Here is a 14,242-nt window from a genome sequence, read left to right on the forward strand (position 1 = left end):
AATCATCCTTCCTGCAGGCGCCTTCACAAGATACCTGCGCATACTTTCAAAGATCAGGGGAAGTGGCCTCAGCGCCGCTCCCGTGTGCTGCGAAGTTTTCTTCGAAGCGAGCCGCCCATTATGTCAGACTTTTTCAGTCTGTCAACACCTTCGTTCGATCATCTCGTTCGTTGGTGGCGGGCGCCCTGTTGTCGCTGAAGCCCCTTGGTGGCGACCCCTGCGACGGGGGAGGAGAAGTATGCCCCCATCCACAGGATTTGTGAAGAGGGTGTGGCGATTTTTTTCAACGGATGTTGCATCCGTTCATCCATCGCGCCCGTGGGGGCATACCGCGAAGAGCAAAAGCGGTCGAGCATGGCTCGACTCTGCATATGCAAAGCAAGGGCCGTCAGGCAACGATCAGACGGACCCGGGCAAAGGTGCGCTTGCCGACCTGCAGCAGGCCTTCGAAGCCCGGCTGCAGCACCTGCTGGCCATCTTCCACCACCTCGCCGTCCACCTTCACCGCGCGCTCCTTGAGCTTGCGGTTGGCTTCGGAGTTGCTGGGGGTCAGGCCGGCGGCGGTCAGCAGTGCAGCAATACGCAGGCCCTCGGCCGGAATGGCCACGTCCTGCAACGGCAGCTGGGTGATGTCGCCCTGCCCGGTCACCGCGGCTTCCCAGCCGGCAATGGCCTGCTCGGCCGCTGCGGCGTCGTGGAAGCGGGTGGCCAGTTCACGGGCCAGGCGCAGCTTCACCACACGCGGGTTCAGGGTGCCGGCGGCGACCTGTTCGCGCAGCGACACTGCCTCGGCCTGGCTGATGTCGAAGGACAGCAGCTCGATCCAGCGCCACATCAGGGCGTCGTCGACCTTCATGGCCTTGGTGACGATGTCGATGGCCGGCTCGCTGATACCAATATAGTTACCCAGCGACTTGGACATCTTGTTGACCCCGTCCAGGCCTTCCAGCAACGGCATGGTCAACACCACCTGCGGCTTCTGGCCGTGGTGTTCCTGCAGGCCACGGCCCATCAGCAGGTTGAACTTCTGGTCGGTACCGCCCAGTTCGACGTCCGCTTCCAGCGCCACCGAGTCGTAGCCCTGCACCAGCGGGTACAGGAATTCGTGGATGGCGATGGACTGCTGGGCGGCGTAGCGCTTGGCGAAGTCGTCGCGTTCCAGCATGCGGGCCACGGTGTGCTGGCCGGCCAGGCGGATCATGTCGGCCGCGCCCATCTTGCCGAACCACTCCGAATTGAAGCGGACTTCGGTCTTTTCCCGGTCCAGCACCTTGAACACCTGCTCTTCATAGGTACGGGCGTTGGCCAGCACGTCCTCGCGGCTGAGCGGCTTGCGGGTCAGGCTCTTGCCGGACGGGTCGCCGATCATGCCGGTGAAGTCACCGATCAGGAAGATGACCTGATGGCCGAGGTCCTGGAACTGGCGCAGCTTGTTCAGCAGCACGGTATGACCCAGGTGCAGGTCGGGGGCGGTGGGGTCGAAGCCTGCCTTCACGCGCAGCGGGCGGCCTTCCTGCAGGCGCGCACGCAGATCCTCGAGCTTCAGGATCTCGTCGGCTCCGCGGCCGATCAGGGCAAGGGCTTCTTCAATCGAGGACACGTGACTACTCCCGGCAGTGCCGTTTCTTATGTGGGGTGTTAACGCCAAGTTAACCTGATTGGCTTCACAAAAGCCAATAGGCACAAGGGTTTGACGCGGTTTTCTCAGGTGTCTATGGTAACCGCCGAACAGGCCCGCGCTCCCGGGCCCGCCAGGAAAACACCGCTGATGCACAATTCCGACCAAGGGCGCGCACGCAAGCAGCGCTTCCAGGAACGACTCCACGTCCTGCACGACAACGCCCTGCACCGGAAGCTCAGGCAACACCTTCCCGCCGCTTTCAACGAGCGCTGGACCCGCCGCCACTGGATGCACGCGAGCCTGTTCGCGACCATCGGCGCGCTGGTGGCGACCATCGTTCCCGGCTTCTCGCACACCATCGATGCGCCCTACGCCGACAGCCACACCAGCCTGGCCCTGCCGCTGCCGCCGCTTGCGCAGGCGCGCCAGCAGCAGACCCCCGGCGACAGCTGGCAGGTGCTGCGGGTGCAGCGCGGCCAGACCCTGAGCGAACTGTTCGACCAGGCCGGCATTCCGGCCAGCACCCTGCACCGGGTACTGGACCACCCGGGCGCGCGCGATTCGCTGACCAAGCTGCGGCCGGGCGCGGAGATCGCCTTCGACATGCCGCTGTCGGGCGACCTGCGCAGCATCCGCTTCGACCGCGACGGCGACCACCGGGTGGAGCTGAGCCTGGCCGGCAATGACATCAAGGAGAAGGTGACCCAGCGCGAAACGTCCACGCGCACGGTGGTCACCAGTGGCGAGATCACCAGTTCGCTGTATGCCGCGGCACGCCGTGCCGGGCTGTCGCCGTCGGCGATCGCGACGATGACCGACGACATCTTCAAGTACGACATCGATTTCTCGAAGGACCTGCAGCCGGGCGATCGCTTCAGCGTGGTGATGGACGAAACCTGGCGCGAAGGCGAGAAGGTCGATACCAGCAAGATCCTGGCGGCCACCTTCACCACCGGCGGCAAGACCTATTCGGGCTTCCGCTTCGAGCGCAACGGCAAATCCGAGTACTACGACATCAACGGCCGTTCGCTGAAGAAGAGCTTCATCCGCATGCCGATTCCCTTCGCACGCCTGAGCTCGACCTTCGGTGCCCGCAAGCACCCGGTGCTGGGCAAGATGCGCATGCACAAGGGCGTGGACTACGCCGCCCGTACCGGTACGCCGATCATGGCCGCCGGTGATGCACGCGTGCAGTTCGTGGGCGTGCAGCGTGGCTACGGCAACGTGGTGATCCTGGACCATGGCCGCGGCCACACCACCCTGTACGGGCACATGTCGCGCTTTGCCGGCATCAAGAATGGCCAGCGCGTGGCCCAGGGCACGGTGATCGGCTACGTGGGCTCCACCGGCATGGCCACCGGCCCGCACCTGCACTACGAATTCCGCGTGAATGGCCAGCACCGCAACCCGCTGACGGTGACCATGCCGCCGCCGGAACCGCTGAAGGGCGCCGAGCTGGTGGCCTTCCGCGCGCAGACCGCACCGGCCATGGCGCGTATCCAGGGCATGGAAAAGCTGATCTACGCCGATGCCAGCCCGGCCCCGGCCAGCCGCGAGGCCGACGCCACCGAGGTGGCCAGCGCCAAGGACGCCAAGGCGCCGGCCCGCAAGCGCGGCTGAGCCCCCTGCGTTGACGAACAAGGACGTGGCAGCACAAGCTTGCCACGTCCTTTTTTTATGCCCGCCATGAACGCCGCCGCCAACCCGAACGCCCCCCTGTACCTTGGCCTGATGTCGGGCACCAGCGCCGATGGCATCGATGCCGCACTGGTGCAGTTCCCCGTTGCCGGCGGCTGCCACTTCGTACACGGGCTGACCGCCCGATGGGAGCCGGTGCTGCGTGCACGCCTGGTCGCGCTGGGCGAAGGTGGCCCGCTGCAGTCGCTGGAGGAACTGGGCGAGCTGGATGCGCGCATCGCGATCGCCTTCGCCGGCGCGGCCAACCAGCTGTTGGACGAGGCCAGCGTGGATCGCGCGCAGGTGCGGGCGATCGGCTCGCACGGGCAGACCGTGCGCCACCGGCCACTGGCCGAACCGGCCTTCACCGTGCAGCTGGGCGATGGCAATCGCATTGCCGAGCTGACCGGCATCACCACCGTGTGCGACTTCCGCCGCCGCGACGTGGCGGCCGGCGGCCATGGTGCGCCGTTGATGCCCGCCTTCCACCTGGCCATGCTGGGCGCTGCCGATGAAGACCGCGCGGTGCTGAACCTGGGTGGCATCGGCAACCTGACCCTGATTCCCCGGCAGGGGGCGGTGCGCGGCTTCGACACCGGCCCGGCCAATGCACTGATGGATGCGTGGTGCCAGCGCCACACCGGCCGCAGCTTCGATGCCGATGGCGCGTTTGCCGCCAGCGGTGCGGTGGATGACAGCCTGCTGGCTGCCTGGCGGGCTGACCCGTGGTTCGATCTGCCGCCGCCCAGGAGCACCGGGCGCGAGCAGTTCCACCTGGCCTGGGCCGAAGCGCACATGGGCGAAGGCCAGTTCAGTGCCGCCGATGTGCAGGCCACCCTGCTGGAGCTGACCGCGATGACCGTGGCCGATGCGCTGCTGGCGCAGCAGCCGGGCACGCGGCGGGTGCTGGTCTGCGGCGGTGGCGTGCACAACGCGCAGTTGATGCGGCGGCTGGGCGCGCGGCTGCCGGGGGTGCGGGTTGAATCCAGCGCGCGGCATGGGCTGGACCCGGAGTACGTGGAAGCGATGGGCTTTGCCTGGCTGGCCCAGCGCACGATGGAAGGACTGCCGGGCAACCTGCCGGCGGTGACCGGGGCGCAGGGGCCGCGGATCCTGGGGGCGATCCACCTGGCGTGAGGGACGGCAGTCGAGCATGGCTCGACTCTACAAAGGGCCTAATCGAAGCCTTGGCCGGCGGGCATGGCCTGCAGCGCGGCGATGGCCGCCGACAACGCATCCACCTCGGGATCGCCGAAGCCTGAGCGCACTTCCAGTTCACTGCTCAACAGCCCCTGCTCCAGCACCGCCTGGCAGGTCTGTTCGTGGGTCCAGCCACGCGCGACCGCTACCCGCCGGATACGTTCCAGCAGCAGCGGATCGACGTCGCGCAGCACTATGTCAGCCATGCTCACTCCCCGTTCGCAAGGCACCGCCCCCCCGGCGCACGAGGCGATCATCCCGCAGCCGGGGCGTGCAGGCAATCAGGGTGCAGCCGGCGGCCCGCGGTCCAGGATGCGTGGCCATAACCAGGCCAGCAGCAGCAGCGTCGGCAGCACGGTGACCGCGCTGAGCATGAAGAAGGTGCTGTATGAGCTGGCTTCGACGATGTAACCGGACACGCCACCGACGAACTTGCCCGGCAGGTTGGCCAGCGACACCAGCAGCGCGTACTGGGTGGCGGTGAAATTGCGGTCGGTGAGCGAGGACATGAAGGCCACCAGCACGGTGCCGGCGAAGCCCTGGAACAGGTTGTCGGCGCTGAGTGCGGCATAGAACGCCCACAGCTGGCCGGGGTTGTGCGCCATCAGCAGGAAGGCCAGGTTGGACAGGGCCACACCCAGCGCGGCGACCAGCAGCATGCGCCGGAAACCGAAGGCAGCCACCGCGATACCGCCGAGGAAAGCGCCGCCAATGCCCATCCACACGCCGAACAGCTTGGACACGGTGGCGATGTCGGCCTTGTCGAAGCCCGAATCCAGATAGAACGGGCCGGCCATGACGCCGATCACCTGGTCGGGGAACTTGAACAGGCCGACGAAGGCCAGCAGCCCCAGTGCCAGGGCGATACCGTTGCGGCTGAAGAAGCTGGTGATCGGCTGTACGAAAGCTTCCGCCACGTCGATGCGGCGCTGCACCGCGTTGGCCGGGCGGTCAGGCTCGCGGCAGAACAGCGTGGCCAGGATCGGCAGCAGCATCAGCGCGGCCATGGCCAGATAGGCCACGATCCAGCCTTCGAACTGGGCCAGATACAGTGCGCCAGCGCCGGCCAGGATCAGGCCGATTCGGTAGCCCAGAGTATAGGTGGCCGCCAGGGCAGCCTGTGCGGTCTGCGGGGCGATCTCGATGCGGTAGGCATCGACCACCGAATCCTGGGTGGCGCCGGCGAAGGACGCGGCCAGCACCCAGCCCACCAGCGGCCACACCCCCTGTTCGGGGCGCACGAACGCCAATGCCACCAGGCCGACCAGCACCGCCACCTGCGACACCAGCAACCAGGAGCGGCGACGACCGAGCCGGCCCAGCAGCGGGAAGGCGTACCGGTCCAGCAGCGGTGCCCAGACGAACTTCAGCAGGTAGAAGAAGCTGGCCAGGCTGATCAGGCCGATGCTGCCCAGGTCCAGGCCGACATCACGCAGGCGGGTGGACAGGGTCTGCGAGGCGATCAGCAGGAACGGCAGGCCACTGCCGAAGCCCAGCAGGGCCATGGTCAGTGCCGACGGCGTGCCGAAGGCGCGCTTGATGCCGGCCCAACCCTTGTAGCTGGGCGCCGCAGCAGCCTCACTCACAGGTCGTAGTCCACGGTGAACGGGGCGTGGTCGGAGAAGCGCTGGTCGCGGTAGATCGAGCAGCTGCGCAGGCGGTCACGCAGACCAGGGGTGATGAACTGGTAGTCGATGCGCCAACCGACGTTGTTGGCGCGGGCGGCGCCGCGGTTGCTCCACCAGGTGTAGTCCTCGCCGGTGGGGTTGAGCAGGCGGTAGGCATCGGCCCAGCCGCGGCCGGAAGCGACATCGGTGACCTGGCCATGGTCGGCGCACAGGGCATTCAGCCAGTCGCGCTCCTCGGGCAGGCAGCCGGAATTCTTCTGGTTGGATTTCCAGTTCTTGATGTCCAGCGCCGAACGGACGATGTTCCAGTCGCCACACAGGACGTAATCGCGGCCGCTGCGGGCCCACTCTTCCAGGATCGGCCGCAGCCACTCCATCACTTCGAACTTGAAGCCCTGGCGCAGGTCGCCCGAACTGCCGGAGGGAATATAGAAGGAGACCACGCTGAGATTGCCGAAGCGCGCCTCGATGTAGCGGCCCTCATCGTCGAACGGGGCCCAGCCCAGCGAGGTGATGACCTGGTCGGGTTCGCGCTTGCTGTAGATGGCCACGCCGCTGTAGCCCTTCTTGGTGATGGCATCGCGGTAGAAGCAGTGGTGGCCGTCGGGGCGGAACATCGGATCGGTCAGCTGGTCCTCCTGCGCCTTGGTTTCCTGGATGCACAGAACATCGGCGTCCTGGGCGCGGAACCAGTCGAGGAAGCCCTTGGTGGCGGCCGAGCGGATGCCATTGGCGTTGAAGCTGATGATGCGCATGCAGAAGAACCTACGGCGGGAAACCGGGCAAGCATACCGGTTGGCCGTGGGGCTGCGCAGTCCGCCGACAGCGCCCTGGCGGGCCTTCACGGCCGGCCGGACGAGCGCGAAACGCCCAGCTGGATTAGGATTTGTGCTCCAAATGATGATGAACAGAGTTTTGATGAGCGACCATCGCCACCGTTTCCTGCAGCTGGCCCTGACCGCCGATGCCCTGCGCTTCGGCCAGTTCACCCTGAAGTCCGGCCGCCTGAGCCCCTATTTCTTCAATGCCGGCCGTTTCGACTCCGGCTCGCTGCTGGCCCAGCTGGGCGCATGCTACGCCGATGCCATCGACGCCAGTGGAATCAAGTACGACGTGGTCTTCGGCCCGGCCTACAAGGGCATTCCGCTGGCCACCGCCATGGCCTGCGAGCTGGCCCAGCGCGGCCGCGACCTGCCGCTGTCGTTCAACCGCAAGGAAGTGAAGGACCACGGTGAAGGCGGCCAGCTGATCGGCGCCGACCTGACCGGCAAGCGCGTGCTGATCGTGGACGATGTGATTACCGCGGGCACCGCGATCCGCGAAGCCATGGCCATCATCCGCGCCGCCGGTGGCACCCCGGCCGGCATCGTGGTGGCCCTGGACCGCCAGGAGATCGCCTCGGAAAGCGACCACCGTTCGGCCGCACAGGCCGTGGCCGAAGAAGCCGGCATTCCGGTGATCGCCGTGGCCACCTTGGCCGATCTGCTTGATTTCGCCTCCGGAAACCCGGAACTTGTGGGCTACCGGCAGCCGCTGGAAGCCTATCGGGCCCAGTACGGCGTCCGCTCCGCACGCTGACCCAGGGGAAGGTCGCATGTTCCGAGTTCCTGCCATTGTTGCCGCCGGCCTGCTGCTGGCGGTTCCGGCCACCGCCCTGGCGCAAGCCAGCGCCAAGGCGGAAAGGAAGCTGTATTGCTGGAACCAGGGCAAGGAACGGATCTGCAGCGATGCGCTGCCGGCCGATGCGGTCAACAACGCCCGCGAAGAGTTCAATGTGAACAGCGGCCTGCGTAACGCCCAGGTCGAGCGTGCGTTGAACGACGAGGAACGTGCCGCCGCGTCCACGGCGGCGGCACAGACCCAGCTGGACAGGATGGCCGAGCTGACCCGCCAGCGCACCGAGCAGGCGATGCTGGTGACCTATTCCAATGAGGACACCCTGCGGCGCGTGTTCAGCGAGCGCCAGGAAGTGCTGGAGAACAACCTGAAGACCGCCCGCTACAACGTGGCCAGCCTGCGCGATTCGCTGGTGGCGCTGTTGGGCGCGGCCGGTGATCGCGAGCTGGCCGGCGCCGCTGTGGCCAGCAAGCAGGCCGGCCTGATCCGCCAGCGTCACGCACAGCTGCGTTCGCAGCAGCGGCTGCAGGCCAGCTTCGAACAGCAGCAGGTGGCGCTGAAGGCCGAGATCGAGACCACTCTGCAGCGCTACCGTGAGCTGAAAGGGCTGACGCCCGCAGGCTGACGTGCGCCGCGCCGGGAAAGGCCGCGCGCATACCCGTGACCATGACAGCGGCTCAAACCCCTGATGCGCGTACCCGCCAGGCCGATGCGCTGGTGAACCGCCTGCAACGCGAGGCCGGTGGAAAGCTGACCGTCTTCCTGGGCGCTGCGCCGGGCGTGGGTAAGACCTTCGCCATGCTGGCCCGCGCGCAGGAGCAGCAGCGCCGTGGCGTGGACCTGCTGGTGGGGCTGGTGGAAACCCACGACCGCGCCGAAACCCAGGCCCTGCTGGACGGCCTGCCGCAGCTGCCGCTGAAGGACGTGGCCTACCGCGGCCACACTTTGCACGAGATGGACCTGGATGCGCTGCTGGCGCGCCGGCCCGCACTGGCACTGGTGGATGAACTGGCGCATCGCAATGTGCCCGGCAGCCGCCACGAGCGCCGCTGGCAGGATGTGATGGAGCTGCTGGAGGCCGGCATCGATGTCTGGACGACGGTGAACATCCAGCATCTGGAAAGCCTGAATGACCTGGTGATGCGCATCACCGGGGTGCGGGTGAGCGAAACCGTGCCCGACAGCGTGCTGGATGGGCTGCACGACATCGTGCTGGTCGACCTGCCACCACGCGAACTGATTGCGCGCCTGCAGCAGGGCAAGGTCCATGTGCCCGAACAGGCCGCGCAGGCACTGCAGGCATTCTTTTCCCCGGCCAACCTGACCGCGCTGCGCGAACTGGCGATGCAGGAAGCGGCCGACCGCGTGGACAGCAGCCTGCGCGAAACGCGTGCCGCCCGCGGCGAAGCGAACCTGCCGTTGCGCCGCGGCGTGCTGGTGGCCATTGATGGTGGCGGCCAGAGCGAGTATCTGGTGCGGGTGGCGCGGCGCATCGCCGAACGCCGCGATGCACCGTGGACGGTGGTGACCGTGCAGGGCCGGCGCCAGGACGAGGCCACGCGCCGCGAGATCGACGCCGCATTCGCACTTGCACGGCGGCTGGGGGGCGAGGCCGAGCTGCTGCACGGCGCCAGCATTGCCGATGCCCTGCTGGACCATGCCGCGCACAACGGCATATCGACCCTGGTGCTGGGCCGTACCCGCGAACGGCCGCTGGCGCGCATGTTCAACCGCACCCTGACCCAGCAGCTGATCCAGCGCGGGGCACACTACGAGATCACCATCATCAGCACGCCGCAGGCCCGCGCCCGTTCGCGCCGCGAAGGCCTGCTGCCGCCGATGCGCGGCATCAGCTACGAGCCCGTGCAGGCGCTGATCGCCACCGCGCTGGCATGCGCGGTGGCGTGGCTGGGCGAACGCTGGGTGGGCATGGCCGACCTGTCGATGGTGTTCATCGTGGCAGTGGTGCTGGTGGCCGCGCGCACGCGCGCCAGCGTTGCGGCGATGGCCGCGATCCTGTGCTTCCTGGCCTACAACTTCCTGTTCATCGCCCCGCGCTTCACCTTTGCCATCAGTGCCCGGCAAGGGGTGATCACCGTCTTCCTGTTCCTGGCCGCCGCCCTGGTGGCCGGACGCCTGGCATCACGGCTGCGCATGCAGGTGATTGCCCTGCGTGCGGCCAACCGCCACGCGCGTGCGCGCCAACAGCTCGGGCGGCAGCTGGCCAGCGCCGCTGGGCCAGGCGAGGTTGCGCAGGCCGGTCGGCAGGCCCTGCAGCAGGCGATGGATGCGCCGGCGTGGCTGCGCATTGGCACCGGGACCGCCACCGGCGGCCGCCCACTGCCAGGCGCTACCGACCTGGCGGCGGCCGACTGGGCCCTGCGCCACGGCCAGCCCAGTGGCCGCTTCACCGACACCCTGGCCGGCGCGCAGTGGTGGTTCCTGCCGCTGCTGGATGGCGACGCCCAGGCCCTGGGCGTGGCCGGCCTGTACCTGGCCGATGCCCGGCTGCTGCCGGAGCAGCGCCAGCTGGCCGAAGCCATGGTGGATGACATCGCCCAGGCCGTGCTGCGCACGCGTTTGGTGGCCGAGCTGGAACAGGCCCACGTGAACAACGAGACCGAACGCCTGCGCTCTGCCCTGCTCTCTTCGGTATCGCATGACCTGCGCTCGCCGCTGGCGGCGATGATCGGCTCGGCCGACAGCCTGGCCAGTTACGGCGACGCAATGGACGGCGCCGACCGGCGCGCACTGCTGGACACCATCCAGGTGGAAGGCGAACGGCTGGACCGCTACATCCAGAACCTGCTGGACATGACCCGGCTGGGCCACGAGGGGCTGCAGATCCAGCGCGACTGGATCGGCGTGGACGAGCTGATCGGCTCCGCCGCGCGGCGCCTGCAGCGCTACCAGCCGCAGGTGCGCCTGGAACTGGACATTCCGGCCACGCTGGCGCCGATCTGGGTGCACCCGGCGCTGGTCGAGCAGGCCGTGTTCAACGTGATGGAGAATGCAGCGAAGTTCTCGCCGCCCGGCGCCGCCGTGCAGGTGCAGGCGCGCGTGGCCGACGGCCAGCTGCGGATCGACGTGATCGATGCCGGCCCTGGCATTCCCAGCGACGAACGCGCACGCATCTTCGACATGTTCTACAGCGTGGAACGTGGCGACCGCGGCCGCCATGGCACCGGCCTGGGGCTGACCATCTGCCAGGGCATGATCGGTGCACATGGCGGCAGCGTGCAGGCGCTGCCGGGGCGCGACGGTCGCGGTACCCTGATCCGCATCACCCTGCCCCTGCTGACGCCTGCCGACCCCGATGAGCCCGATGCCCCCTGACGCCAGCGTGCCGGCCGCGCGCGTGCTGGTGATCGATGACGAGACCCAGATCCGCCGTTTCCTGGACATCAGCCTGCGTGCACAGGGCTACCAGGTGCGGCAGGCGGCCAGCGGCCAGGAGGGCCTGCAGCTGGCGGCCAGCGAGGACATGGACCTGGTGATCCTGGATATCGGCCTGCCCGACATGGAAGGCCACGACGTGCTGCAGCAGCTGCGTCAGTGGAGCCAGGTACCGGTGATCATGCTGACCGTGCGCGCCGGCGAGGCCGAGAAGGTGCGTGCGCTGGACAGCGGTGCCAACGACTACGTGACCAAACCGTTCGGCACCCAGGAACTGATGGCGCGGGTCCGGGCGCTGCTGCGCGCCCGCAGCGTGCCCAGCGATGGCACGCCGCCGGTGTTCGACGACGGTCATCTGCATGTGGACCTGGTGCGCCGCGAAGTGGCCCTGGACGGCGAGCCCGTGGCGCTGACCCGCAAGGAATATGCCCTGCTGTCGCTGCTGCTGCGCAATGCCGGGCGGGTGGTGACCCAGCCACAGATCCTGCAGGAAATCTGGGGGCCGACGCACCAGCAGGACACCCATTACCTGCGCATTCTGGTGGGCAAGCTGCGGCACAAGCTGGGTGATTCGGCGCTGGAGTCGCGTTACCTGTTCACCGAGCCGGGCGTGGGGTTGAGGTTCAAGGGGTGAAGCGTGCCGACCAAGGTCGGCACCTACCAGGTAGATCCACGCCATGCGTGGATGGGCCACCGGCGCAGGTGTGCCGACCAACGGTCGGCACCCACCACAACAGGGTCGGCACCTGCCCAGAGCGATCAGAACCCCAGCGGGGTGTCGCCCAGTACCGTCTGCAGCTGGCTGCGGAACAGCGCCTGGATGCGCGCCAGCGCGGCTTCGTCGTTGCCTTCGAAACGCAGCACCAGCACCGGGGTGGTGTTCGATGCCCGCACCAGGCCCCAGCCGTCGGCGAAGTCGACCCGCAGGCCATCAATGGTGGACAGGCGCCCGCCGGTGTACGGCGACTCCGGCGACTGCGCGGCATCGACCAGCATCGCCACCAGCGCGTGCGGCGTGCCATCGGCCACGGGTACCTTCAGTTCCGGCGTGGCCACGGTCTCGGGCAGTTCAGCCAGCACCTGATCGGGGGCTTCTTCGCGCTGGGCCAGGATTTCCAACAGGCGGGCGGCGGCGTACAGGCCGTCATCGAAGCCGAACCAGCGTTCCTTGAAGAAGAAGTGACCGCTCATCTCGCCCGCCAGCTCGGCATCGGTCTCGCGCATCTTGGCCTTCATCAGTGAATGGCCGGTCTTCCACATCAACGGGCTGCCACCATGGCGCAGCACGTGATCGGACAGCTTGCCGGTGCACTTCACGTCGTAGATGACCATCGCACCCGGGTTGCGCATCAGCACGTCGGCGGCGAACAGCATCAGCAGGCGATCGGCGTAGATGATGCGCCCTTCGCCGGTAACCACGCCCAGACGATCGCCGTCGCCGTCGAAGGCCACGCCCAGATCGGCGCCGAAGCGCTTGACCGTCTGCACCAGGTCTTCCAGGTTGGCCGGCTCGCTCGGGTCAGGATGGTGGTTGGGGAAGCTGCCATCGACATCGCAGTACAGCGGAATGACCTCCGCGCCAATGGCTTCCAGCAGCTGCGGCGCGAACGCACCGGCCACGCCGTTGCCGGCGTCGGCCACCACCTTCAGCGGGCGGTCCAGCTGCACGTCGTCGGCGATGCGCTGGATGTAGTCGGCGGCAACCTCGCGCTGCTGGTAGTCGCCTGGCGTGGCGGCCTGCTGCAGGCGGCCTTCGCTGATGCGCTGGTAGAGATCGGTGATCGCATCACCGGACAGGGTTTCACCGCCGATGACGATCTTGAAGCCGTTGTACTCGGGCGGGTTGTGGCTGCCGGTCACGGCCACGCAGGTGCCGGTGCGCAGATGGAAGGCGGCGAAATAGACCAACGGCGTTGCGGCCAGGCCGATATCGATGACCGAACAGCCGGCGCGGCGCAGGCCTTCGGCCAGGGCGGCGGCCAGTTCCGGGCCGGACAGGCGGCCGTCGCGGCCGATCACCACTTCGCGCAGGCCTTGTTCAAGCGCCACCGTACCGATGGCCTGGCCGATCAGGGCCGCGGTCTTCGGGTTCAGTTCGCTGCCAACCACGCCGCGGATGTCGTACGCGCGGAAGATTCCTGGCGCCAGCGCCACCGGCGGAACCGGCGCCGGTGCGGCGGGGTCGTCCTCCCCGGCAGTGGCCTGCAACGGCGGCGGGGCAGACATCTGCAGGCTCTCGCGCAGGGTCGGGCCCTGTTCGCTTTCGCTGACGGCGCTGCGGCGCAGCGGCAGGGATTTCGGCAGGCGGTTGCGACCCACCACCAGCAGCACGGCAATGAACAGCAGCAGCAGCGCGACGATCGCGCAGCCCAGCGCGCCCAGCCCCAGTGGGCCGGCCTCGATGTTGGGAACCGCCGCCGCCAGCCGCAGCGGGGTGCCGGCCACCGGACGCGCCAGCGCTTCAGCGCTTTCGCGTAGTGCGGTATCGCCTTGGGCCACGATGTCATGGCCGCCCTGGCGCAGGGCGAGGAAGCCATCGGCGGGGGTGCGCACCTGGTCCAGCGGCGCGGTCAGGCGCAGCAGCGGCTGGCGCACATAGGCCACGGCCGGACCGGCGCTGCCCAGCTCGACAGCGGCGGCCAGGCCCAGGCGGTTACCGCCCGCATCGCGTACCACGCGAAGGGCCGGTTTGCCGTCGGCCAGCGCCGATTCCAGCAGCGCCAGCCGCGAATAGCCGAACGCCGGCATGTCGGCGTAAGCGGTGGTCAGGTCCGCGCCGAGCACATCCACCTGCTCCACGCCGGTCCAGCTTTCGCGCAGCGCCAGCGCGGCCGCGGCGGCGTCACCGGCCTGCAGCGCCTGCTGCACGCGGTCGCTCTGCAGGTGCTTCTGCAATTGCTGCAACTGGCCGGCGGCGGCCTGTTGCAGCCCCTGCAGGGCCTGGTCGCGGGCAGCTTCCACGGCCTCGCCATTGGCCGCCTGCCGCCACTGCTGCACGGCACTCCAGCCGAACCAGCCGGCCAGCAGCACCAGCAGCACGCCCAGCAGCGGTGCCCCCCGACTCAATGACTTCGCCTGCTTCGCTTCCCCATTGCCGCTCATT

The 14,242-nt window shown here is 68.1% G+C and carries 11 protein-coding genes; 6 read left to right on the plus strand and 5 right to left on the minus strand.

Features of this window, described 5'->3' with window-relative positions; all coding sequences use genetic code 11:
• Positions 1–388: 388 nt before the first annotated feature.
• Positions 389–1,600: a tyrosine--tRNA ligase gene (gene tyrS, locus RTY46_RS11210; protein ID WP_108761015.1), complete on the minus strand. Its 1,212-nt coding sequence runs from the start codon at positions 1,598–1,600 to the stop codon at positions 389–391.
• Between the two features lie 168 nt (positions 1,601–1,768).
• Between tyrS and RTY46_RS11215 the strand changes: the two genes are divergently transcribed.
• Both RTY46_RS11215 and RTY46_RS11220 read left to right on the plus strand, forming a co-directional pair.
• The gene (locus RTY46_RS11215; protein WP_312708431.1) at positions 1,769–3,241 is read left to right on the plus strand and encodes a peptidoglycan DD-metalloendopeptidase family protein; all 1,473 of its coding nucleotides are present in this window, start codon (positions 1,769–1,771) and stop codon (positions 3,239–3,241) included.
• A 66-nt stretch (positions 3,242–3,307) separates the two neighbouring features.
• Entirely contained in the window at positions 3,308–4,435 is a 1,128-nt protein-coding gene (locus RTY46_RS11220) for an anhydro-N-acetylmuramic acid kinase (RefSeq protein ID WP_312708432.1), read from the plus strand.
• Positions 4,436–4,473: 38 nt separating this feature from the next.
• Here the strand turns inward: RTY46_RS11220 and RTY46_RS11225 are convergent, their stop codons facing one another.
• From RTY46_RS11225 to RTY46_RS11235, 3 genes are all read right to left on the minus strand, one after another.
• Positions 4,474–4,704: a hypothetical protein gene (locus RTY46_RS11225; RefSeq protein WP_108751450.1), complete on the minus strand. Its 231-nt coding sequence runs from the start codon at positions 4,702–4,704 to the stop codon at positions 4,474–4,476.
• 75 nt (positions 4,705–4,779) lie between these two features.
• On the minus strand, positions 4,780–6,084 hold the full coding sequence (locus RTY46_RS11230) for an MFS transporter (protein ID WP_312708434.1): 1,305 nt from the start codon (positions 6,082–6,084) through the stop codon (positions 4,780–4,782).
• Positions 6,081–6,881, minus strand: a complete 801-nt coding sequence (locus tag RTY46_RS11235; RefSeq protein WP_312708436.1) for an exodeoxyribonuclease III — start codon at positions 6,879–6,881, stop codon at positions 6,081–6,083. Before RTY46_RS11235 ends, RTY46_RS11230 begins: the two co-directional genes overlap by 4 nt.
• Positions 6,882–7,044: 163 nt before the next feature.
• Here RTY46_RS11235 and pyrE point away from each other — a divergent pair, with 163 nt between their 5' ends.
• From pyrE to RTY46_RS11255, 4 genes are read left to right on the plus strand one after another with little or no spacing between them, the layout of a single operon-like run.
• A complete protein-coding gene (pyrE, locus tag RTY46_RS11240) occupies positions 7,045–7,704 on the plus strand; it encodes an orotate phosphoribosyltransferase (RefSeq protein ID WP_108755187.1) in 660 nt (219 codons plus the stop codon).
• 16 nt (positions 7,705–7,720) lie between these two features.
• On the plus strand, positions 7,721–8,368 hold the full coding sequence (locus RTY46_RS11245) for a hypothetical protein (protein WP_312708437.1): 648 nt from the start codon (positions 7,721–7,723) through the stop codon (positions 8,366–8,368).
• A gap of 41 nt (positions 8,369–8,409) precedes the next feature.
• Positions 8,410–11,079 carry a sensor histidine kinase KdpD gene (locus tag RTY46_RS11250; RefSeq protein ID WP_312708439.1) on the plus strand — a complete coding sequence of 890 codons (2,670 nt, stop codon included), beginning with the start codon at positions 8,410–8,412 and terminating at the stop codon, positions 11,077–11,079.
• On the plus strand, positions 11,069–11,773 hold the full coding sequence (locus RTY46_RS11255; RefSeq protein WP_312708441.1) for a response regulator transcription factor: 705 nt from the start codon (positions 11,069–11,071) through the stop codon (positions 11,771–11,773). The genes RTY46_RS11250 and RTY46_RS11255 overlap by 11 nt, the downstream gene beginning before the upstream one ends.
• A 125-nt stretch (positions 11,774–11,898) precedes the next feature.
• Here RTY46_RS11255 and RTY46_RS11260 read toward each other — a convergent pair whose 3' ends face one another.
• Positions 11,899–14,241, minus strand: coding sequence for a phosphomannomutase/phosphoglucomutase (locus RTY46_RS11260; RefSeq protein WP_312708442.1), 2,343 nt, complete (start codon positions 14,239–14,241; stop codon positions 11,899–11,901).
• Between the last annotated feature and the right edge of the window lies 1 nt (position 14,242).

Origin of the sequence: Stenotrophomonas sp. (assembly GCF_032056425.1) — a bacterium.
Taxonomy (GTDB): Bacteria; Pseudomonadota; Gammaproteobacteria; order Xanthomonadales; family Xanthomonadaceae; genus Stenotrophomonas.